Genomic DNA, 23,118 nt, shown 5'->3' on the forward strand with positions numbered 1-23,118 from the left:
AACAGTTTTACTTATCACTAAAATGATTAATCTTACCCACGAATTAGGAATCCAAAATTTATGGAAAACAACAATTGAAGAGATCTCTGTCATTTTAGTGATTGGTACCTAACCGATAACGAGTTTTGTTTTATAACACACCACCACACGAACCCTAACCAATCCAGCAACCACTAAACCTAATCCAACAACATTTCCTCCTAAACTCCTCAAAACTTCCAAAACATCAGGACATGCACACAGGCAAACTACCTTGTCCTGACATCTACTATATACAAACGGCAAACTTGCCGCGTAAAGGGTGTGAGAACCATGCAAACGAGAACGCCAGGCAACACACAGGGCATTGACGTCTCCCGTTACCAGGGCACGATTGATTGGGCCAAAGTCAAGGCAAGTGGCATGACATTTGTGTTCATCAAGGCAACGGAGGGACGAACGTATACCGATCCAAATTTTCAGCAAAATGTGGCTGGCGCACTTGCGGCTGGCATGCTGGTGGGAACGTATCATTTTTTCCGTGGAACCTCTACAGAGATCGCCAAAGCAGAAGCAGCGCATTATGCGAACACTTTACAGAAGGTCGGGGGTGCGAAGGCTTTACAATTACCTCCGGTCATGGACTACGAGAATAACCCCGGTAATTTGAGCAGAGCGCAGATGAACACTGTAGCCAAAGCCTTTTTAACCGAATTAGAACGTCTTACTGGCATAAAACCAATTATATATACGGGCAATTCATTTGCTGGAAACTTTGATGCCTCGCTCGGTACGTATGATCTATGGATCGCGCGTTACAGCAACACACGGGTACCGGATGATCAGCCTGCTTGGAAGCGTTGGACATTCTGGCAGTATACGGATTCAGGTAAGGTGAACGGCATTGCGGGCAACGTCGACATGAATGAGTTTGAAGGGACGGCAGCGCAGCTACGAGCCAGATATGCACCTGCAACGACACCTCCAAATCCACCTAAACCGACAGAACCAACGAATCCGCCGAACCCAACCGAACCACCGAAAGGGGGCGAACCGATGACAACCGAAGAGAAAGCAGCGTTTGATGCGTTGAAGGCACAGGTGGAGAGACTACAGGCACGCCAGCAAATGGAGGTTCCGATATGGGCCAAAGCAGCTGTAGAAGCTGCACTAGCCTATGATCCGAAGAACCCGTTGTTTAGCATTGATAACGGAGCGAGTTACGATTTTTATCGTTTTATCACGGTTATGTACCGTAGAGGTTTGTTTAAAAAGTAATACCAAAGACGCCAATCTCTAATGAGATGGCGTCTTTCATTGTTTAGAGCCAAAAATAAAACTTCGCTACACCAAAGGCAGCTGAACTATCTATATATATCTTTCTAATCGGAACCTTAGATGACCTTTACTCTGAGATTAACTTTTCGAATCAATTATCCTATTGGTTTAGCTTACTGATCAGTGTGTAGTAGTAGATCAGTTGACCGAGGTACTCATCTTCTTTCGTAAGACTAGCCCGGTATGCCGCTGAGGATGTTTCGAGATGTTTTCTTTTGGCTTGCAGTGTTGCTATCAGCCCTTTGATTTTTTTAATTTGTTTGTTGTAGTAAGCCATTTTTTCTTGATATGTACTTTCTTTCTTTTTGGTGGCAGCTTCAACGCTTGGCTGAATGATAACAGCTGAAGTCGCTGAAAGTAAGACGGTTAAGCTAAGTACGGCAGTTAATAGCTTTTTCAATGTTTTTCCCTCCTAAGAATGATTGCTATGATTAAATAATGGTCATCATGTCCTGGGTAGTCTAACATACGATGCCTGATTTTGCTACATATATTCAGAGTTATACGAGAGTAGGGAAAATGGGTGCAAACTGAAGTGAGGTGATCAACTTTATTTTCTAAATTCACAATAACTTGAAGGTAATGAAACCTAAAAAAACTAAGTCACATCGACCTTCAAGGCTTTTCTATCATCGGAATTGCATGCGCAACCAACCCTTAATTCTGTTTCTCCAACAAAGGCACAAAATACGAATCATAGTACCGCTGAAATGCTTCTTTGGTGCGATCATCTTCTAATGCCCTTTTGGATAGAATCATCGCTTGTAAATCAGAAACGTGTAGATAGTAGTGCTTCTCATCCTCCCGTACAACGACAAACTGATCCCATGCCAAGAAATTTTGATTGTTCTTCGTCGTTCGCGTGATGCCTTGCTCATCTAACAACATCGTATTAGGGCCAAGAACGCCATTTAAATTCTGTTTTTTCATCATCCGAACTATGGAGAAGAGTGTTAATTTTTTGTATAGGCTAGGGAAAACGATGATCCATAGTAGAATGGTTCCAATAATCACAAGTGAAACGGGTCGCTGAAAAATGAGATTTAAAAATAACAAAGAAATAGGAAACGCAGAGAGTAAAATATATTTTACCTTACGATGATGCTTGGATTTTGAGATCACATTTTTCTGTAGGTCGATTAGATCGTCAAAGGATAGGTTGAACTGCAGCTTCACAATGAATCGCCTCCATTCATATCTTCTAAATTTGTCGATCTATGTTCTATTTTTGTGCTTTATGTAACTTAAAATAACATAGATCATAAAGTTGATGATCGTTGTATGTAAATCTCTTGTCTAAATGATTAATGTGATGTAAAGTAAGTTACACAAAATGGTTTTTTGCCACAGTTTACGAGCATAATCCTCCCATCATGACAAGACTATAACACTCAAAGTTATTGTAATGTCTCCCTGTTGTATATTCCAACACCCTTGAATACCACTCCAATGTTAGTTTCTATCTGATCGATCCCTATGATAATGAGTATATGTGCATACCCAAAACAAGTGACCAAGCTTTTACTCTTTTCAATTGACCTTTGTTTAATTGTTTGATTTCTCTCTTTCTCTCTCTCTCTCAATTTGTCTTCTATTCCCAACGTGATTTGCTCAAATTTATTAAAGGTATCATGGGCATGTTAAGCCCTTAATAGATACAGATAGTATGTGATACACGCCTCAACGGTTTCTTGGATCAGCATTTTGCATGTTGTACGTAACAATCTTGAAAGCAAAATGACTGATCGTGTATCCACTATCCATCCATCGGAATCATTGTTTTGGCACGCCAGCATCACACACATTTTGAGACAGGGAAGGGTGTTGTACGTATGCGAATGAGAAAAAAATGGTTGTCCGGTTTGATGGTTATGGCAATGAGTACGGTTTTGGTTTTATCAGGTTGCTCTACCAAAGAGGGGACGAACACGCCTGCTCCAGCAGAAGGTAACGACCCACCAACGGAGGAAGCAGCAGCGCAGGATACGATGATTATGGGACGAGGTGGAGACTCCGTTGCCCTAGATCCGGCCATTGTAACTGATGGTGAATCCCTCAAGATTGGACATCAGGTATTTGATTCATTGCTTGATTATAAGGAAGGTGGAACAGAGGTAATCCCTGGACTTGCGGAGAGCTGGGAGATTTCGGCGGATGGACTTAAGTACGAGTTCAAGCTGAAGTCTGGTGTGAAATTCCATGACGGTACCGACTTCAACGCCGAGGCTGTTGTATTCAACTTCAATCGTTGGAGTGATCCTGCGAGTGAGTATAAATTCGAAGGTGATTCCTTCGATTATTACGATTCCATGTTTGGCCCAGAGGATGGACGCGTGATTAAGGAAGTGAAGGCGATTGACGAGACTACGGTGGAGTTCACATTGAACCAACCACAAGCGCCATTCCTGCAAAATATCGCGATGACGCCATTCGGCATTGCCAGCCCAACCGCCATTCAGGAGAAAAAGGAAAACTTCAAAACCGATCCTGTAGGCACCGGTCCTTTTGTATTCAAAGAGTGGAAGCGGAATGACTCCATTACACTTGAGAAAAATCCAACCTACTGGAAAGAAGGATTGCCGAAGCTGAACAAAGTTATTGTTCGCTCCATTCCAGATAATACAGCTCGTTTCAATGCCTTGCAGAATGGCGAAATTGACGTGATGGAGGATCTGAATCCGGATGATCTGTCGATCCTGGAGTCGAATGCTGACCTGCAGAAGATTGAACGTCCACCATTCAACGTGGCGTATATCGGCTTTAACTTTAAGAAGAAACCTTTCGATGATGTAAAAGTGAGACAGGCGCTGAACCATGCGGTGAACAAACAAGGCATTATTGATGCGTTCTTTGCTGGACAAGCTCAGCCTGCGGTCAACCCGATGCCACCAACATTATGGGGATACAACGACAGTATTGAGGATTATCCGTATGACTTGGAGAAAGCAAAAGCATTGCTTGCCGAAGCAGGCTTCCCTGACGGATTGCCAGATCCGGTAACCTTCTATGCGATGCCAGTATCCCGTCCGTACATGCCTGATGGTAGAAAAGTTGCCGAAGCGATCCAAGCGGATTTTGAGAAAATTGGAGTAAAGACAAACATTGAATCTCCCGAGTGGGCGACGTATCTAGATGATGCCAAAGCCGGGGAGAAGGACGATATCTATATGCTCGGTTGGACGGGTGATAACGGTGACCCTGATAACTTCTTGTACACGTTGCTGGATAAAGATGCAATTCCAGGTAACAACCGTAGCTTCTATGTTAACGAGGAGCTGCATGTGTTGCTGACGGATGCGCAGAAGGAGACCGATCAGGATAAACGGGCTGAGTTGTATGAGCAGGCACAGGTCATTATTAAGGAAGACGCACCATGGATTCCGCTTGTGCATACCACGCCAATTCTTGCGGGTAGTGCGAAGTTGAAAGGCTTTGTTCCTTCGCCGCTAGGTAGCGAATCCTATGCAGGTGCCTATTTTGAGGAATAGGTAGAGGTTGTAAACTGTGATCCATGTCTGAATTTTAAAGCGTTGGCGCACACGTAATGCTTAGCAGAACCATCATCCGGACGTAATCATCTCGCAGCATACGTGTCCGCTAGCGTTTTTTATTTTACCTATTCGGTTGTTTAAAAGGCGGGTGATTGAGGATTGAATAGTTACATCGTCAAACGAGTATTGGTACTGTTGCCTGTTCTGTTAGGCATGACGTTAATCGTCTTTTCCATCATCCATGCCATTCCCGGTGACCCGGCGGAAACCATTCTGGGACAGAAGGCAACTGAACAATCCAAACAGGCTCTCCGAGACCAACTTGGCTTGGATAAGCCTTGGTTTCAGCAGTACTTTGCATATCTCGGTGATCTGGTCAAAGGCGACCTAGGAACTTCTATCCGCACCAAGGTTCCGATTGCCCAGGAAATAGGACCGTATCTAACTGCAACGTTTGAATTAACGATGGCAAGTATGCTGTTCGCCATTATCGTTGGTGTCAATGCAGGGATTGTCAGTGCGTGGAAGCATAACTCCTGGTTTGATTACTGCTGCATGGTCATTGCGCTGGTTGGAGTTTCGATGCCAATCTTCTGGCTTGGCTTGATGGAGCAATGGCTGTTCGCTAACAAACTTCAGTGGCTGCCATCCATTGGCAGGATGAATCCGCGTGATCCAATTGAGGCAGTAACCGGTCTGTACGTACTGGATACGATGATTGCTGGACGCTGGGATCAGCTATGGACGGTGACGAAGCATTTGTTGCTGCCAAGTATTGCGCTGGGTACGATTCCGATGGCAGTCATTGCACGCATGACCCGTTCCAGTATGCTTGAGGTGATGAGTTCAGATTATATCCGTACTGCAAAAGCCAAGGGACTGGGTCCATTTTTTGTCGTGTATGGACATGCGCTGAAAAATGCATTCATTCCCGTGCTTACCGTGATCGGCATTCAGACCGGATCACTGCTCGGGGGAGCGGTGCTGACCGAAACCATCTTTGCATGGCCGGGCGTGGGACGCTATATATATGAAGCAATTAGTTCAAGAGATTATCCGGTGATTCAGAGCGGAATCCTGATTGTTGCTTTTTTCTTCGTGGTCATCAACCTGATTGTGGACTTACTTTACGCCGTATTTGATCCAAGAATCAGCTACAAATAGGAATCCATCATTTGGTTTGATGGATGATTCTTAGATATAAAATATACGAGTTATCTAAATTTCTACTTGCGAACGGAGAGGACAGGGAAAACCTGGAGAAGCTTAGCTGCAAGCTTTCTGCAAGAAAGCCACATCGGAAGCATAAACATCGCCTTTATAACCGGATTCCTTCCTTTAGAAAAAAGGATAAAGGGAATCAGGGGATAACAGCGATCGGAAGGTTGCTCTGTCAGCGGAGTGACATGTAGTAAATATTTTACGTTGAACTCGTATATTTTATATTTCATTCAAATCCAAGAAGGGGATGCCGCATGGCCAAATTATCGACGAATACGGGCGCTTCCGTGGATGTTGCAACCAAATCGACTTCAGGCCCATGGCGGGAGGCTTGGAGAACGTTTCGTAAAAATCGGCTAGCGCTTGCCGGGCTGGTCATCATTGTATTTTTCATCCTAATGGCTTTCATTGCACCTTATATTTCACCTTATGACTACAAAGAGCAGGTACTTACAGATCGACTGCAAGCTCCATCGGCAGAGCATTGGTTTGGCACGGATGATCTCGGACGGGATGTGTTCTCCCGCGTGTTGCATGGGGCAAGAATTTCGTTATGGGTCGGTTTTTTCTCCGTCATCGGTTCAATAATTGCTGGTGCATTGTTAGGGCTGGTTGCCGGATTTTATGGCAAATGGGTGGATATGTTTATCTCACGTCTGTTTGATATCTTGCTTGCCTTTCCAGGCATTCTCCTCGCGATTGCGATTGTCGCTATACTGGGGCCGTCTCTGCAAAATGCCTTGCTCGCCATTGCCATCGTCAACATTCCGACCTATGGCAGACTGGTGCGGTCGAGGGTACTTAGCTTGAGGCAGGAGGAGTTTGTCACGTCGGCACGCACGCTTGGGGCGGGTAATGCACGAATCTTGTTCAGGCATATCTTGCCGAATAGTCTTACACCTCTGATTGTACAGGGCACGCTTGGCATCGGTACGGCGATTATTGAAGCGGCTGCGCTCGGATTTTTAGGAATGGGTGCACAGCCACCTGATCCAGAGTGGGGCAAAATGCTGTCGGATTCCCGCCAGTTCATCCAAAAAGCTCCTTGGACGCTTATTTTCCCGGGGCTTTCCATTATGCTTACCGTGCTTGGCTTTAATCTGCTTGGGGATGGGTTGCGAGACACGCTTGATCCTAAAATGGCGAAAAAGTAGACTAATATGCGATGAGCGCACATGGTTAATAAGGTAATGATCTATTTATTCCTATTACATTCCTAAAAGTCGGTTCGAACCTTGGTTTGAGCCGGCTTTTGTGTTGTCTAATGAAATACGCTAAAATTGTTGGGGGATACGCTCAATTTCGAGCGATAATCAATCATTTTGTTAAAATATCCGCCATCATGTTGACACCCAATTTTCCCATATGTTATATAAAAGGTAGGGTTTAGCACTCTAACGACTTGAGTGCTAATACAGGATGCTGTTCAATACACGACTACATATGGAATGATTTTGTTTTTAATATTAAATTGTTGAATTTGAATAGAACACGAGTGTGGCTGAATAGAAAATATTCGGTACGTCGTAGCGTGTCTTCCTGAATGTTCTAATCTAGAAAAAGACTCATAATTTCATTAGGTTCTTGGCTAGTAGCCTCAGAAGTGGAGGGTGCGGAATCGATTCTGAAGAAGCGGTAGCGTTCGCCTTTGTCTCCTTATTTTCACCTATTTAATATAATTCACAAAAATTTGGAGACAACAGCGATCGAAAGAACGATCCGTAACCGGAACGGTCACTGGAGGAGAGCCTTCGACGATAGTGATCTTAATGAGTCTTGAATATGCATTAGATTAGTTCAGGGATTAGCGACAGAAGATTTTCGTCCATGTGATGCTCTATGTGGAGATTCTAATTTTACTATTAATATTTAACTCAATCATTCGATATCCAATTTGAGAGGAGACACCCATTCATGGCTAAGAAAGAATTCCAAGCAGAATCCAAGCGTTTGCTAGATATGATGATCAACTCCATTTACACGCAAAGAGAAATCTTTTTGAGAGAGCTGATCTCTAACTCCAGTGACGCGATTGACAAAATATATTACAAAGCCCTCACCGATGACTCACTCGTGTTCAACAAAGAGGACTACTACATTAAGCTGACGATCGACAAAGAAAATCGCACGCTCACCCTGACCGATACCGGTATTGGTATGACTCAGGAAGAGCTGGAGAACAACCTTGGTGTTATCGCTAAGAGTGGTTCCCTTGCGTTCAAGAAGGAAAATGAAGCCAAAGATGGACATAATATTATCGGACAATTCGGGGTTGGTTTCTACTCCGCATTTATGGTGGCAGACAAGCTGACCGTGACAAGTAAAACACTGGGCAGTGATGAAGCATGGAGATGGGAATCCGAAGGTGCGGATGGATATACGATTACACCAGCAGAGAAGGATTCTGTAGGAACCGAGATCGTTCTGACGATCAAGCAAAATACCGAAGAAGATTCATATGACGAGTTCCTGGAAGAGTACCGCCTGAGATCCATCATCAAGAAATACTCTGACTTCATTCGTTACCCAATCAAGATGGATGTGACGGGACAACGTCCGAAGGAAGGTACAGAGAACGAATTCGAGGAATACCAAGAAGAACAAACCGTCAACAGCATGGTGCCGATCTGGCGTAAAAATAAAAGCGAGCTGACCGAAGAAGATTACACGAACTTCTATATGGAGAAGCGCTACGGTTTTGACAAACCGCTGAAGCACCTGCACATTAGCGCGGATGGCGCAGTGGTATACAATGCAATCTTGTTTATCCCAGAGAACACGCCGTTTGATTATTACACGAAAGAGTATGAAAAAGGCCTTGAGCTATACTCCAACGGTGTATTGATTATGGACAAGTGCGGCGACTTGCTACCGGATTACTTCGGTTTTGTTAAAGGTATGGTGGATTCGGAGGATCTGTCTCTGAACATCTCTCGTGAGATGCTGCAACATGACCGTCAGCTCAGCCTGATTGCAAAAAATATCAAAAACAAAATTAAGAGCCAACTGCAAAGCTTGCTCAAGGACGAGCGTGAAAACTACGAGAAGTTCTACCAAGCATTTGGACGTCAGTTGAAATATGGCGTATATAGCGACTATGGTGTGAACAAAGATACTTTGCAGGATCTGCTGCTGTTCTCTTCTTCGAAAGAGAAGAAGCTGGTTAGCTTGGATGAGTATGTCTCCAGAATGCCAGAAGATCAGAAGTATATCTACTATGCATCTGGTGAATCAATCGAACGGATCGAGAAGCTGCCACAGATTGAGGGTGTACTCGACAAAGGCTATGAAGTGCTCTACTTCACGGACGATATCGATGAATTTGCGATCAAGATGATCACGAACTACAAAGAAAAAGAATTCAAATCCATCTCCAGCGGTGACCTTGGCATCGAGGACAGTGCGGACAAAGAAGAAACAGAAGCACAGGACAACGATAACAAAGAGTTGTTTGAAGCGATGCAAGCACAGCTCGTAGGCAAAGTAAAAGCGGTTAAAGCTTCGAAACGTCTGAGAAGCCACCCGGTATGTCTATCCACTGAGGGCGAGCTTACCATTGAGATGGAGAAAATCTTGAAAGCTATGCCTAACAGTGAAAATGTACAGGCAGATAAAGTGCTGGAAATCAACGTGAACCACGATGTCTTCAAATCGTTGAAAGATGCATTTGCACAAGATAAAGAAAAACTGAGCTTGTACACAAGCCTGTTATACCACCAAGCCCTGCTGATTGAAGGTTTGCCAATTCAAGATCCAGTTGAATTTACAAATGATATCTGCAAAGTGATGGTGTAAAACGACAATTTAACATGTTTAAAACGAGAGGCGGGACATCAATGTCCTGTCTTTTTTATGTGCCGACCGGTATACCTCATAGGATAAGCTTGCCAACCAAACGATGTCCAAAGAACTCCACGGATTAGTTAATCTAGACGATGGGTGTGTGGATAGAAAGTGAGCTATCGCCATATTAACATGAGTAGTTGGCGACTCCATTAATCAAGCAGTCTCATACCTAATTTTGATGTAAAGTGGAAAATTGCCTATTCCTTTTCAAAACATACTTGACAGGTAGGGATAAGGGGGTTATATTGGTTTCAATAATACTTCACTACTAATTAAATGAACAGTGAAATAATTTCTGAGCTCATTGGATCACCAAAGGCTCCAGTACATCATCCCCGTGGGGAAGGTGTGCCGGAGCCTTTTTTTATTGCCTCCACATGAGGAAAGAGGCCGAGTTCACAGAAGGGAAGGCTGCATAATGGATAAAGAGACATGGGAGCAACTAACGATTGTAGATGACTTATACCGCAAAATGGTACGCAGATTTGTGAAAGAACGGGATCGCGTTAGCGTTGAGGGAGTAACGTTGCCTGCCATGCTCATTCTACAAAAGATCATTCGTGATGGTGAGCAGCGACTTGGCGATCTGGCAGAACAGATGGATTTTACCTCAGGTGCAATCACTGCACTGAGTGACAAGCTAGAAAGCGCCGGGTATACAGTTCGCCGCCGTAAGGAGGATGATCGCCGCACGGTATTGTTGGATATTACCGCCAAAGGGCGGGAGATGGTAGCGCGCAACAACAACATCGGTGATCGATGTATTACGCTTCTGTTTCAAGGGTTCACGGTAGAGGAGCTGGAACAGCAGAGCCGTTTCTATGAACGGATATTTGCCAATCTGGAGGGATTCTCCGAAACATTGCTGGGGCTGGCAGAACAGAATGCGGAGGCTCCATCACCTGTGGATCAGGAACAGAAGCCGGCGCGAAACAGTGAGAAAAATTATTTGAGTTATTAATTAGAGAGTTTTCAGACACGACCTAGTTCTATATACCACTACGAAGGAGCGAATTACAATGGGACACTCAACTATTTATCCGACAGGGGCAACGGTATTTCAACCAGACAAAGCATGGAGTGGGTATACAATCTTTCAGGCAGGGGATGAAGGTGTTGTTTTGATCGACATGAACGGTAGAGAAGTGCGTCTGTGGAAAGGATTGATCGGTTTTCCGGCCAAATTATTCCCGGGTGGCTACGTGCTTGGAAGCACTGGACGCAGAGATCCGAAGTTTGGTATTCAGGATAACCTGGATCTGGTACAGGTGGATTGGGACGGTAACATCGTCTGGAGATACGACGGATATGAACACATTGAAGACCCTGGTTATGAGCCGCTCTGGTATGCAAGACAGCATCATGACTATCAGCGGGAAGGTAATCCGGTGGGTTATTATGCCCCAGGTTTGGTACCGAAGATCGGTAGTGGTACCACGCTGATTCTGTCTCACAAAAACGTGAATAATCCGAACATATCGGATAAGCCGTTGCTAGATGATACGATCCTCGAAGTGGATTGGCAGGGCAATATCATATGGGAATGGGCGGCAAACGAGCATTTCGAGGAACTGGGCTTCGACGAAGCGGCACGCAATGTGTTATTCCGTGATCCCAACTCTCGATCCTTCGGTCATCTGGGAGGGGGCGTGGGAGACTGGCTGCATATCAACTCCGCTTCGTATGTTGGGCCAAACCGCTTCTATGATGCCGGGGACGAACGTTTCCATCCGGACAACATTATCTGGGATGCACGCGAAGCCAATATTATTGCAATTACCGACAAACGCACAGGTAACATCGTCTGGCAGCTTGGGCCAGATTACTCCCGACCAGAGGTGAAGCATATCGGATGGATCATCGGTCAGCACCATGCCCATATTATCCCGAAAGGTCTTCCTGGTGAAGGTAACCTGCTTGTGTTCGACAACGGCGGTTGGGCTGGATATGGTCTGCCGAACCCGGCTTCTCCGATTGGATTGAAATCAGCGGTGCGTGATCATTCCCGGGTACTGGAGATTGATCCAGTCACGTTGGAGATCATCTGGCAGTATACCCCGGCAGAAGCAGGCTTCTCGGTGCCAACGGATTCATATAAATTTTATAGTCCATATATCAGCTCTGCTCAACGACTTGCGAACGGTAATACACTTATCACGGAAGGTTCGAATGGACGTCTGTTCGAGGTAACGCGTGAGCATGAACTAGTTTGGGAATATATCTCGCCGTATTGGAATGGTCGGAACACCAACATGGTGTATCGTTCTTACCGTGTTCCTTATAGCTGGGTTCCGCAGTTAGACAGACCAGAAGAAACAGCGATTGAGCAGATTGATATCGAGAATTATCGTGTCCCGGGAGCTGCGCCAAAAGGGGCTGAATCCGTCGTCAGTGTTATAGCGACACTGCCATTCGTCGAAGAAGCCGCTTGCGTGACGACCTCACATGATCTGATATCTGATAAAGACAACCATACGAATGACTAGGATAAACATTAATTATACGCAGGGGTGATTTCCGTGAAAAGATCATTGATCCATTCATCCATTATGCTTTTGGTTACGACTATGCTTATACTTTCCGGTTGTGCATCGGGAGGGGAGAGCGGGGCACAGACCGGAAATGCTAGTGCTGAAGGGAAGAAAGTAAAAATCAGGATTGCCGATACGGCAAGTAATCCGACGTTTCGTATTGCGATCGAGAAAGGATTTTTTGCGGAGCAGGGCATTGACGCTGAAAGTATGATTTTCGGAACGCCTGCTGAAGGGGTGAACGCCTTGTTCATCAACCAGATCGATGTTGCCTATGGTGCGGACTTCCCGGTCTTAAACGCTCTCTCCAAAGGTGACTATTCCGTCATCGCTTCGGCTGGGCAAGCAACGGATTATGCGGCGGAGTCATGGAAGTTGTATGTGAGTAACGACATTCAATCCGCTGCCGATCTAAAAGGGAAAAAGGTGAGCTTTCTGAGAGGTACCTTCATTCCATACCTATGGGATGAGTACCTGAAGGAGAACGGTGTGGCATTGCAGGATGTAACGCAAGTGGGACAGGGTTCTTTTGACGAGACATATATTGCACTCAAACAAGGTGATCTGGATGCTGCCTGGGTTGTAGGATCGGCGTTGACCGACAAATTCGATGCGCTGGACAACGTGCATCAGCTATCCGATATGTCGAAAACCTCAGTGCGACTAGGTATGGGACTTGTTGCGAGCGATGCATTCATTTCGGAGAATCCTGAAATAATTGGCAGGTTCCTGAAGGCACTCAATCAAGCTTCAGAGTATGTGCAGGCTCACCCAGAAGAAGTGGCTGACTTGCAGTACAAGTTAACGAAACAGCCAAAAGAAGCGACATTGAAGGATATCCCGATTAATCCTTGGGTTGTTGGATTCACTCAAGCGGCCTATGACAGCCTTGCCAAGCAAAAGCAGTATATGGTCGATAATGGAATCATTCAGCAGGATTTCGAGCTTACAAGTAAATTGAAGTTGGAGCCGTTAAGCAAGGTGCTGCCGGATCAGGTCACTTTTGGGAAGTAGATACATCAGTACAGAGGAGGGGCTTACATGTCAACATCTGCGACAGTATCGGCAATTGAGATCGAACAGCTTCGTAAAAGCTATAACGATGGTACAGCTGGCGATGTTCATTACATTATCAAAGACGTGAATCTGGTTATCAGGGGAGGCGAATTCTTTGTCCTGCTGGGACCGAGTGGTTGCGGCAAATCAACGTTGCTCAACATGGTAGCAGGTTTTATTTCCAAATCAAGCGGACAACTGAAAGTTAATGCGAGTGAAATCGTGAAGCCGGGTAAAGACCGAGCTATGGTGTTTCAACAGGCAGATTCTTCGCTGTTTCCATGGTTAACTGTGAGGCAGAATGTGGAGTTCGGGCTGCGTATGGCACATGTACCTAAGGTGGATCGGAAGGCGATCTCAGATCGGTTTATTGCGATGGTTGGTTTGAATGGTCACGAATCCAAATTCCCCAAGGAACTTTCAGGCGGCATGAAACAACGGGTTCAGCTCGCACGGGTGCTTGCTAACGATCCGGCGATTCTGTTGATGGATGAACCATTTGGAGCGCTCGACGCGATGACGCGCAGGACGATGCAGAAGGAATTGGTCAATATCTGGCGGGAGACGAACAAAACGGTTATTTTCGTGACCCATGACATTCAGGAAGCGTTGCTGCTCGGTGAGCGGATCGGCATCATGTCAGTGGGACCATCCTCCAACATTACGGACATCTATGACGTGAATTTGCCCTACCCGCGCAATATCGCCTCAGAGGAACTGGGAGTCCTATACGAGCGGATTGGCAGCCATTTTGAGAAATAGGAGGTGGACGTTATGACATGGTTGGAGCGTAAATGGATTACAGTTCCAATATTATGGTTGGTTGTTATTGGTATTTGGCAGATCGGTGCGTTGATCTACGGAGCAGACGTTGTTCCAGGGCCATGGGCGACATTACTTGGAGCCAAGGAGTTAATAGCCGATGGTACGTTAGTGCAGTATATTGGCATCAGCTTTCAGCGCGTGTTGATTGGATGGGTTCTCGGCAGCCTGATTGCTATTCCGATTGGTCTGCTGATCGGTCAGGTACATATCATCCGTGTGTTTGCAGAGCCATTCCTGAATTTTATCCGCTTCATTCCACCTATCGCGTTCATTACATTGTTTCTGGTCTGGTTCGGAATCGGAGAACAATCGAAGATTGCCCTGATTATGTATGCAACCTTTTTTATTGTAATTCTCAATACATTAACTGGTGTGCTTGCTGTAGAAGAAGATAAAATCCGTTCAGCCCGCAGCATGGGGGCGAGTGAATGGCAGATATTGCTGCACGTGGTTGTGCCGGCAACGACGCCGTACATTTTTACCGGAGTAAGGCTAGCTATGGGGACGTCCTACATGGCGATCATCGGAGCGGAAATGATTGCTTCCAATGAAGGTGTCGGTTACCTGATCTGGAATTCGCGTTTATTCTTTCGCACAGACTGGATCTTTGTCGGCTTAATATGCCTGGGGTTCATGGGATTTACTACCGACAGATTGTTCAACTTATTTGGGCGCAAGGTGTTAGGTAGGTACGGTATATCGAATGCACCAGCGTGGAAAAGGTAAACTGTGAAGATCGGTATGAATGAGCACATGAGCGATTCGCAAACGTAACATTTTGCGAGGTCGCTTTTTTCATTTATATGGACTCTATTTTGAGGAGAATGCGCCCATGTATAGGTTGAGAGGTTGCACGAACGATCATTGGTCAGGGTATAATGAGATATAAAGGACTGAGCATAACAAGTTGATGTGAGAAGATATAACAATGACAGATAGGTTTTGCTTTTCGAAACCGCTGATTATGTGTATAATCACTCAAAATAGAGACAGTCGGCTAGGAGTGATCAAGATGCAATGGAACGATCTGAGAGAACATAGACAATACCCTGAATTAACGAAGCTGGATGGGGCTCGTGCAGCCTATGAACGGGATTATTCGAGACTTATCCACTCACCGACCTTCCGTCGGTTGCAAGGCAAATCCCAGGTGTTTGGGGCAGGGACGGGCGACTATTATCGCACACGTTTGACTCATTCGCTAGAGGTAGCACAGATTGCACGAGAGGCAGCCAGAAGCCTGCTACGTCGTTTTCCCGAGGTGGATTGGAATCAGGCTGATAGCCCTGGGCTCATTATCGATTCGGAAGTGGTGGAATGTGCCGCGATTGCGCATGATTTTGGTCATCCACCGTTTGGACATAAAGGGGAAGAGGTGTTAGACGGTATTCTGGATGATCTCATCAACACCGAAGTGAAGAAGATCATGAAGAAGAGCCGCAGTGCGAAGACACCTAGACCGGAAGCGGAAGTTCGTGCTGAGCTGAAGCGTAAATATGAACATTTTGAAGGCAATGCACATAACTTCCGGCTCATCATGTATTTGGAGAAACGGGAGGATATCGATGGACTTAATCTGTCCGATGCGGTGCTGCTGGGGATTAATAAGTACCCTTATCCGGGTACAGAGAGCAAGAAGGGCATGTATCATCATGAGTGGCAGTATATTCGCGAGATTCGTGATCGTTGGAACATCCCGGCAGGCAAGAAGACACTTGAAGCGCAGTTAATGGATCTCTGTGACGACATCGCCTACTCCGCGCATGATCTGGAGGATGGCATCAAAGCAGGCAAAATTGAGGTGCATGAGCATTTCCTGCAAGACCCTCATATCAATCGACTTATCGTCGATAAAATTACGACGCTTGAGGATCTGTTCTGGAACGGTTGGACGCGGGAAGCTATTGGACAAAAGGTAGAAGAGGTACTTGCTTCATTCCTGCGTGTATGGAATGAGAAAATGCCGTTCTGCGAGCATGATTACTCACGGACTCGCCGTGAGGTCAAGGCGTACTGGGTTAGTCTGTTTGTAGGCAGTTTAGGCGTAATTGACGACGGGAACTGGAAGAAGGTTACGTTTGTTCGGGAAGGCAAGGAAGATCTCGATATGCTGCGCACGGTGAGTGTGCTGAAAAGCTTCGCTTGGGTGACCATGATTCGTGACCTGCGTGTGCAGCGCCTGCAAAAGCGTAGTGAATGGATGATTAAACGCCTATGGGATGCATTCCTAGATCCAGAGACATCCAAGTCGATTATCCCGTCGGACTGGCTGCAACGGTATGAGAAGGATCAGGCGAAGTCGAATCCGATCTGGACCTGGGAGCATATGGTGATTGATTACATTGCTGGTATGACGGATGCTTTTGCCGAGAAAATCTATAATGAACTATATGGCTTGAAGGTTGGCTCCATCTACGATCTCGATTAGTTATAAGTTGTTTTCTTGGTACTGAAAACCGAACTTTTTGAACATTCATTATAAGATTAAAAGTATACAAGGATAGGGAGATGAGACGCTTGGATATTCGCGCAAGTCATCCAACCCATCTGGGCGTGCTTGACTTAGTTCCAAGGTTAAACGGAGTTTCAGCAGAGCATGCATTGCAACAAGCGGTAACGCTCGCTCAACATGCTGAAGAATGGGGATATTTGCGTTACTGGACTTCGGAGCATCATGATATGGAAGAACTCGCTTCAGCATCACCAGAGGTGCTCCTTGCTCATGTTGGAGCAAGAACATCCTCAATTCGGCTGGGATCGGGTGCAGTGCTTCTGCCACATTATAGCGCACTCAAGGTAGCTGAGTCGTTCCGCTTGCTTGCATCACTTTATCCTGGACGGGTAGAGCTGGGCCTGGGAAGGGCGCCTGGTGGTGGGCCTCATGTTACGATGGCACTGAGTGGTAACTATCTGCAGCATGTATCCAAGCTGCCTGATAAGCTGGAAGCACTCACTGCACTCCTTGAGGATCGCTATACCTATGAGGAGCATGAGGTACAAGCGCGACCTGTTCCAGAGCATCCGTTATCGCTGTGGATGCTCGGCACGAATGTGAAGAGTGCTGAGTTTGCTGCCCGTTTTGGTATGGGATATGTATTTGGTCAATTCATGAGTGAGGCAGATGGAACAGAGGCTGTGCGGCGATACCGGGAAGGCTTTGTGCCGAGTGTCCATCGAACCGAGCCGGAAGTGATGGTGGCTGTGAGTGTTCTATGTGCGGAGGATGAGGAGCAAGCGCGAAGCTGGAGTCGTCAGATGGAAGAGCGACGCAGGGCTAGTAGAGCAGGTAATTCTTCACAGAGTAACGGTGATGAGAGCACTCCTAATCCAGATGCAGAATCATCAGAACGGCATATCGCCGGGACACCTGAGCAAGTGTGGGAGCAGATGCACCGAGTGAGCGAACGCTTGGGTGCGGATCAGTTGCTCATTGTTACGGCAGGGCCTGACTATGAACGGAGATTGGAATCCTACAAACTTCTCGCGGAATATCAGAAAAGGTTCAACCTATAAGATGTCAGGATTAGCTGCGGTTCACGAATGTTGGTGTACTGCAGCTTTTTATTATGATTTTATAGGTAGAAAGGTTGGGGAATTAGGATTATACTTCATGAAGATGAAAGTCTATCGCAAATCCTATGCAGCAATCACAAGATTTTACAAAACAAAGTATCTTAATAACAAAAGAATGTTATAATACTTTACGTCTGTTTTGCCACAGATATAATATAGAAAAGGATATTTTGCAAGATGCCAAAAGAAGGTTGATTAGCAGACAAAAGTCCTAAAAATCCATTTATGAACACGCACTATTAAGCCGATCAGGCACGAGGGGGAAATCGTATGTTCAGCAGATTCAAGATCAAGAGTATTGGTCTGCGTATCAGCATCGCGTTCTATCTGTTAATCCTCTGTTTAATTCTTCTGAGCGTGACCATCATCACCCGAATGAATTCGATGGAAGCCAACACTAACGAAATAACGGGTAACTGGATGCCCTCCATTCAGCAGATTAATCGAATCAATTATACGACAGAGCATGTTTTGTCACTGAGCTACCGTCATTTCGATGCACAGGCAGCGGACAAAACGGGACTAGCTGAAGAGCGTACTCAGTATATTCGTGAAACGGCTCAGGCTATCAAGATATATGATCAACAGCCGAAAGCTCCAGAGGAGAAGGAACATTGGGATGCCTTCAAATCCAAATGGGAAGCTTATCTCAAAATTAACACACAATCCATCAAGCTGAGCGATGAAGGGCAAGAGCAGCTAGCGAAGGAAGTATCGGAGAAGGGTGCCGATTCGTTTGATGCTATGCAGGTTGATCTGGATTACCTGGTGGAGTACAACCAAAATCAATCAGATTTATCCGCGGCTCAAACTATTCGTTCTGTGCAAGATGGTCGTATGATTATCATTATTGGAGTACTGATTATGATCGTAATTACCGTAATTACTATTCCGATTATCCGTTCCCAGGTTGTTAAACCTTTGCTTCGCGTCATTAGTGCAGTGAAATTGATCGCCGAAGGGCAATTGAACGTTCAAGACATACATACGAAACATCAGGATGAAGTCGGCGTTCTGGCTAAGGCAGTCAATGATATGAAAGGTAACCTGACTTCCATGGTGCTGAATGTAAGACGAGTTGCAGAAGCGGTGAACCGTCAGAGCAGTGAACTAGCGATTTCCTCGGAAGAGGTTAAGATCGGTAGTAGTCAAATTGCACTCACGATGGAAGAGTCTGCTAAGGCGGCTGAGAGTCAGGCGGAAACGGCCGTGCAGTCTGCACGTACGGTTGAGGAACTGAATGAGCATATTCAGCAGCATACAGAACAAGGGAAACAGCTACGAATCATGTCGGATCTTGTGTTAGAACAGGGCTTGAATGGACGCAAGGCGATGGAACTATCCGTACAGCAGATGAAGCAAATCGCAGGTTCTGTCTCCAGCTCTATGGATAAGATGGAGCAGTTGGATCGCAAAAATGAAGATATCTCGAAGCTGGTACAAGTAATCCATGATATTGCGCGTCAGACGAATCTGCTTGCGTTGAATGCTTCTATTGAGGCAGCACGTGCGGGAGAGAGTGGCAGAGGGTTTGCTGTCGTTGCAGCTGAGGTTCGCAAATTATCGGAGGCTGTACAGACTTCGGTAGAAGAGATTACAACGATTACCCAAGATATCCAGCAGGACTCCCAAGGCGTTGTGGCTGAGTTGAGAACTGGCGTTCAGGAGACGGAACGTGGTCAGGAGCAATTCCTGCAAACGGGAAGTGTGTTTAAGAACATCAATGAGTCGGTTGAGGGCATGGTTCAGGTGATTGGAACGATGACCGATGGGCTCGAAGGCATGCAGGAAGCTAGCGGGCGTATGAATGACTTCAGCCAACAGATCTCGGCTGTATCGGAACAATCTGCGGCGAGTGTCGAGGAGGTATCGGCATCGGCGGAAGAGCAAGTTAGTTCAATGGAAACGATTAGTGGTAGTATTCAGAATTTGAAGGAACTGTCCGATGACCTGCTCACCTCCATTGAGAAATTAAAAATATAAATGTTCTTCTGGGTACGAATAAGTGGGATTGTTGAACTCGCATTTATAATAGAAGAAACATGAAGGATGGCTACTGTTTTGGACGAATCGAATCGTGAATTTTCCGCAAAAGGAAGTTATCTGTACACCTTTGCCTCCCACGAGAATGAACGTGATTTATGTATGTTTGAACTGGAAGTTCTGCTGCGTCACACTTCAGAAATTCATTCCATCTCTGGGGCGTATGTCAGATCGGAAATCAACATTCCACCTGGAAGAAGCCCGTTTATCCGCGGCAAGTTAGAAGTGTATGCTGAGGCGGACTCAATCATTGAGCTACTGCCGTTCGCTTCAGAGATTAAGCTGCTGCCGGAGGAGACTTTTAAAGTCTTTTGTCTGAAAGAAGGAGACGAAACGCCAGACTATGAATCTGCTCGAAAATTAGAGAGACAAGTCGGGATGTGCATTCAGGGTAAAGCGCAGATGAAGGAACCGAAAGTGACTTTCGGCCTAATCCATGCTGGTGGAAAATGGATCTTGGGGCGGTGTACAGAAGCCGATCGTTCCTGGCAAAATCGCCGCAACAAACCGCAAAATTATTCAACCGGATTCGGTGTAGCTTTAGCTAGATCACTTGTAAATATTGCAATTCCAGACATTCAGGATCATCGGTTGCTTGATCCATGCTGCGGTATGGGAACGGTCGTTATCGAGGCACTGTCCATGGGGATTGAAGCCAGTGGCAATGACCTGAACCCTCTCGCTGTGCAAGGTGCACGTGTTAACCTTCCAGCTTACGGATATGACGCGGCATGTATAACTTTAGGTGACATGAATGATTTGCAAGGCACGTATGATGCAGCCATTTTGGACATGCCCTATAATCTATGTTCTGTTCTTCCAGGTGATGAGCAACGAGCGATGCTCACAAGTCTAAGACGATTGACTGGACGAGCAGTAGTCGTCTCTACAGAATGGGTGGAGAACCATCTATTATCTGCAGGCTGGAAGGTGGAACGCTACTGCAAGGTGAGTAAAGGTACGTTTATACGTCATATCTGGTTGTGCACTTAAGCTCGGTTGCAACTGGAAATAAATTCAGTTGTCGACATTAAATTTTTTTAAAGATAATGTTAAATAATGTAAAAATAAATGTAAATGAAAACCTCCATTTCTGGAAGAGTATGTATTCCGGAATGGAGGTTTTCTGTTATTTGTACAATTGTGCATAGAAATGATTGGATAATTTAATACTGATGATGATAATCTACTGGATTGCGGGGAAGTGATTTGCCTGCAATGTAAGCCTCTAAATTTTCTAGAAAAATATCAAGCGCGCGATCCTTATATGCTTCTGTGCTTCCGGCAATGTGCGGTGTAATTAATACGTTGTCCCTCCCCCACAGCGGGTGTTCTGAAGGGAGAGGTTCCTCCTCAAATACATCAAGTCCGGCAAAGGCTAGGTGTCCGCTGTCTAGCGCATTTAGAAGTGCATCGGTTTTCACACTTGGGCCTCGTCCTACATTGATGAAGCAAGCGCCTGGTTTGAACTGTGCGAAGGCAGCCTCATCATAGACATGCTTCGTCTCATCCGTTAGCGGCAGGATGTTAATGACATAGTCACCTTGACCGAGGGCTTCCTGTAAACCGGACATGTCATACATACGATCAACATTAGGCACATCCTTACCTGAGCGGCGCACGCCAATGACGTTCATACCTAGCGCTTTGAGGATTCGAGCTGTTTCACTGCCGATCTCTCCTACGCCAGCAATGACGGCTGTTTTTCCATGTAGTTCAGGCAGAGGCTGGGCAGGTGCTTTCCACTCACGTTGCTGTTGGTGCAGCATCGCTTGTCTTAACCAGCGGCTGTGAGCTAGCATCATGCCCAAAATAATTTCGGTAATTGGAATGGAGTGGACTCCATTTGCACTGGTTACTTGAATTTGCTGTTGTTCCAGATCAGAGAATGGCAGGTTATCCACACCGGCAGACCAGACCTGAACCCATTTCAAGGAGCCTTGCTTTTTGAGTACATGTTCTGTAATGAGAGGAGACCAGCCAAGAATGATTTCAGCTTCTTGTAGCTCTGTCGGGTCCATGTCATTGGCTTTGCCAACCTTCAACGTATAACCAGGCGCAGCATCCAAAATTTGTTGTTGCTGTTCCTCCGACAATGCTGGAAAACATACAATTTTACCCATGATATGTAGCCTCCTAAATTTTATTCATTTGTAATATCAAGTGTAGCAGATTTGAAGTTGATGTGCAGAAAGGGAAAGAGGGCAGGCGGCTACCTTTTAAGTGCGTGTTCAAAAAGGTCGGTTTTCAGTACCGAGAAGATGGGATGAAGATAGAAATGGAGTAGCGGAGCGTAGATTAAGCTACGTGAGCAACGGACATTTCGGCTGAATCCCATATTCGAAGCTAAGATGCCGTCAGGCATCCTTCGTAATCAAAAGCGGACTTTTTGAACAACCTCTTTAAGGCATTCTGGCATCAAAATCGTTAGCTTAATATCCTTTAGTTGGATATATATATTTATTTACCCAACTTGAAAGAATAGGTACGACTGTGAAATAATAAAACGAACTTTAGAGGGGTGTAACCGATGAACTATCGTAACCATATGGATTCACATGCGAATCTTCATTCGCAACAAGAAAGGCTGTTTACAGCCATTCGACTCCCTGACCCCATTCAGCAAACGCTGCAAATGGATGCAAGGCTTGCGCAGAGCAAACTCGATTTTCGCAAGTGGACTCACCACAAAGACTATCATATCACTTTGCAATTTCTGGGAGATACACTGGTGAGTAACATGGGTCATCTTCGGAAGGTGCTTCGTGAAGTCAGTGCAGAGGTTCAATCCTTTTCGTTGCAGATTACCGATTGGGGTACATTCGGACTAGAGCAGGCGCCGAAAGTGCTCTGGAAAGGTGTTAGCGGAGAAATGGATCGATTGAATCTGTTACAGAAGCGAATTGCGGAAGCGACATCAGAGCTGGGATATGAAGCTGAGCTTAGAGCATATCGGCCTCATATTACAATCGCTAGAAAGTTCCTGGGAGCTGTCCCTGGAAATGAAAATAAAGGAATAATTGAGGTGCTTCCAGAACATTCTACTGGAACACTTTCATGGAATGTGGAGGATTTTGTACTTTATGTGACCAGGCTTGGACGTAGCCCAATGTATGAGATTGTGGAGACGTTTTCTTTTTCCGGAAAATGATCTATATCCCATATAATCACATTGACATTACGTTGTTCCCTATGTAATATTAGCCATCGTTATT

18 protein-coding genes are annotated in these 23,118 nt (G+C 45.6%); 15 read left to right on the forward strand and 3 right to left on the reverse strand.

Annotation, left to right across the window (positions count from 1 at the left end):
• Positions 1-312 precede the first annotated feature (312 nt).
• Entirely contained in the window at positions 313-1,257 is a 945-nt protein-coding gene (locus tag M3636_RS19760) for a glycoside hydrolase family 25 protein (RefSeq protein WP_251383719.1), read from the forward strand.
• Positions 1,258-1,417: 160 nt separating this feature from the next.
• On the opposite strand, the gene M3636_RS19765 is transcribed toward M3636_RS19760, so the two are convergent.
• Positions 1,418-1,717: a hypothetical protein gene (locus M3636_RS19765; protein WP_128100668.1), complete on the reverse strand. Its 300-nt coding sequence runs from the start codon at positions 1,715-1,717 to the stop codon at positions 1,418-1,420.
• A gap of 257 nt (positions 1,718-1,974) precedes the next feature.
• Positions 1,975-2,493, reverse strand: a complete 519-nt coding sequence (locus M3636_RS19770; protein WP_251383720.1) for a YcxB family protein — start codon at positions 2,491-2,493, stop codon at positions 1,975-1,977.
• A gap of 662 nt (positions 2,494-3,155) precedes the next feature.
• On the opposite strand from M3636_RS19770, the gene M3636_RS19775 reads away from it, so the two are divergent.
• The 13 genes from M3636_RS19775 (at position 3,156) to M3636_RS19835 (ending at position 20,896) form a co-directional block, all read left to right on the forward strand.
• Positions 3,156-4,805, forward strand: coding sequence for an ABC transporter substrate-binding protein (locus tag M3636_RS19775; RefSeq protein ID WP_251383770.1), 1,650 nt, complete (start codon positions 3,156-3,158; stop codon positions 4,803-4,805).
• A gap of 162 nt (positions 4,806-4,967) precedes the next feature.
• Positions 4,968-5,972, forward strand: coding sequence for an ABC transporter permease (locus M3636_RS19780; RefSeq protein WP_145051028.1), 1,005 nt, complete (start codon positions 4,968-4,970; stop codon positions 5,970-5,972).
• A gap of 311 nt (positions 5,973-6,283) precedes the next feature.
• Positions 6,284-7,183, forward strand: coding sequence for a nickel transporter permease (nikC, locus tag M3636_RS19785; RefSeq protein ID WP_251383721.1), 900 nt, complete (start codon positions 6,284-6,286; stop codon positions 7,181-7,183).
• 760 nt (positions 7,184-7,943) lie between these two features.
• On the forward strand, positions 7,944-9,824 hold the full coding sequence (htpG, locus tag M3636_RS19790; protein ID WP_251383722.1) for a molecular chaperone HtpG: 1,881 nt from the start codon (positions 7,944-7,946) through the stop codon (positions 9,822-9,824).
• Between the two features lie 469 nt (positions 9,825-10,293).
• The gene (locus M3636_RS19795; protein ID WP_239290238.1) at positions 10,294-10,836 is read left to right on the forward strand and encodes a MarR family winged helix-turn-helix transcriptional regulator; all 543 of its coding nucleotides are present in this window, start codon (positions 10,294-10,296) and stop codon (positions 10,834-10,836) included.
• Between the two features lie 58 nt (positions 10,837-10,894).
• Entirely contained in the window at positions 10,895-12,361 is a 1,467-nt protein-coding gene (locus M3636_RS19800) for an aryl-sulfate sulfotransferase (RefSeq protein ID WP_251383723.1), read from the forward strand.
• 33 nt (positions 12,362-12,394) lie between these two features.
• Positions 12,395-13,420: an ABC transporter substrate-binding protein gene (locus M3636_RS19805; RefSeq protein WP_251383724.1), complete on the forward strand. Its 1,026-nt coding sequence runs from the start codon at positions 12,395-12,397 to the stop codon at positions 13,418-13,420.
• Positions 13,421-13,447: 27 nt separating this feature from the next.
• Positions 13,448-14,224, forward strand: coding sequence for an ABC transporter ATP-binding protein (locus tag M3636_RS19810; RefSeq protein WP_251383725.1), 777 nt, complete (start codon positions 13,448-13,450; stop codon positions 14,222-14,224).
• A 12-nt stretch (positions 14,225-14,236) separates the two neighbouring features.
• On the forward strand, positions 14,237-15,013 hold the full coding sequence (locus M3636_RS19815) for an ABC transporter permease (RefSeq protein WP_251383726.1): 777 nt from the start codon (positions 14,237-14,239) through the stop codon (positions 15,011-15,013).
• A gap of 286 nt (positions 15,014-15,299) precedes the next feature.
• A complete protein-coding gene (locus M3636_RS19820; RefSeq protein WP_145407366.1) occupies positions 15,300-16,715 on the forward strand; it encodes a deoxyguanosinetriphosphate triphosphohydrolase family protein in 1,416 nt (471 codons plus the stop codon).
• Positions 16,716-16,795: 80 nt separating this feature from the next.
• Positions 16,796-17,800 (forward strand): MsnO8 family LLM class oxidoreductase, encoded by a 1,005-nt coding sequence (locus M3636_RS19825; protein ID WP_483311530.1) that lies wholly within the window; start codon positions 16,796-16,798, stop codon positions 17,798-17,800.
• A 330-nt stretch (positions 17,801-18,130) separates the two neighbouring features.
• Positions 18,131-19,843, forward strand: coding sequence for a methyl-accepting chemotaxis protein (locus M3636_RS19830; protein WP_128100677.1), 1,713 nt, complete (start codon positions 18,131-18,133; stop codon positions 19,841-19,843).
• A gap of 66 nt (positions 19,844-19,909) precedes the next feature.
• A complete protein-coding gene (locus M3636_RS19835) occupies positions 19,910-20,896 on the forward strand; it encodes a TRM11 family SAM-dependent methyltransferase (protein ID WP_251383728.1) in 987 nt (328 codons plus the stop codon).
• Between the two features lie 173 nt (positions 20,897-21,069).
• On the opposite strand, the gene M3636_RS19840 is transcribed toward M3636_RS19835, so the two are convergent.
• Entirely contained in the window at positions 21,070-22,026 is a 957-nt protein-coding gene (locus tag M3636_RS19840; RefSeq protein WP_128100679.1) for a D-2-hydroxyacid dehydrogenase, read from the reverse strand.
• Between the two features lie 407 nt (positions 22,027-22,433).
• Here M3636_RS19840 and thpR point away from each other — a divergent pair, with 407 nt between their 5' ends.
• Positions 22,434-23,054: an RNA 2',3'-cyclic phosphodiesterase gene (gene thpR / locus M3636_RS19845; RefSeq protein ID WP_128100680.1), complete on the forward strand. Its 621-nt coding sequence runs from the start codon at positions 22,434-22,436 to the stop codon at positions 23,052-23,054.
• Positions 23,055-23,118 lie beyond the last annotated feature (64 nt).

Origin of the sequence: Paenibacillus sp. MER 99-2 (genome assembly GCF_023714095.1) — a bacterium.
Classification (GTDB): Bacteria; Bacillota; Bacilli; order Paenibacillales; family Paenibacillaceae; genus Paenibacillus.

What these genes read in the sequence shown, in the direction of transcription:
- M3636_RS19800 (WP_251383723.1), top strand. Translation starts at nt 10,895, where the DNA reads ATGGGACACTCAACTATTTATCCGACAGGGGCAACGGTATTTCAACCA.
- M3636_RS19815 (WP_251383726.1), top strand. Translation starts at nt 14,237, where the DNA reads ATGACATGGTTGGAGCGTAAATGGATTACAGTTCCAATATTATGGTTG.
- M3636_RS19795 (WP_239290238.1), top strand. Translation starts at nt 10,294, where the DNA reads ATGGATAAAGAGACATGGGAGCAACTAACGATTGTAGATGACTTATAC.
- M3636_RS19840 (WP_128100679.1), bottom strand. Translation starts at nt 22,026, where the DNA reads ATGGGTAAAATTGTATGTTTTCCAGCATTGTCGGAGGAACAGCAACAA.
- thpR (WP_128100680.1), top strand. Translation starts at nt 22,434, where the DNA reads ATGAACTATCGTAACCATATGGATTCACATGCGAATCTTCATTCGCAA.
- M3636_RS19825 (WP_483311530.1), top strand. Translation starts at nt 16,796, where the DNA reads ATGAGACGCTTGGATATTCGCGCAAGTCATCCAACCCATCTGGGCGTG.
- nikC (WP_251383721.1), top strand. Translation starts at nt 6,284, where the DNA reads ATGGCCAAATTATCGACGAATACGGGCGCTTCCGTGGATGTTGCAACC.
- M3636_RS19810 (WP_251383725.1), top strand. Translation starts at nt 13,448, where the DNA reads ATGTCAACATCTGCGACAGTATCGGCAATTGAGATCGAACAGCTTCGT.
- M3636_RS19830 (WP_128100677.1), top strand. Translation starts at nt 18,131, where the DNA reads ATGTTCAGCAGATTCAAGATCAAGAGTATTGGTCTGCGTATCAGCATC.
- M3636_RS19820 (WP_145407366.1), top strand. Translation starts at nt 15,300, where the DNA reads ATGCAATGGAACGATCTGAGAGAACATAGACAATACCCTGAATTAACG.
- M3636_RS19835 (WP_251383728.1), top strand. Translation starts at nt 19,910, where the DNA reads ATGGCTACTGTTTTGGACGAATCGAATCGTGAATTTTCCGCAAAAGGA.
- M3636_RS19760 (WP_251383719.1), top strand. Translation starts at nt 313, where the DNA reads ATGCAAACGAGAACGCCAGGCAACACACAGGGCATTGACGTCTCCCGT.
- htpG (WP_251383722.1), top strand. Translation starts at nt 7,944, where the DNA reads ATGGCTAAGAAAGAATTCCAAGCAGAATCCAAGCGTTTGCTAGATATG.
- M3636_RS19775 (WP_251383770.1), top strand. Translation starts at nt 3,156, where the DNA reads ATGAGAAAAAAATGGTTGTCCGGTTTGATGGTTATGGCAATGAGTACG.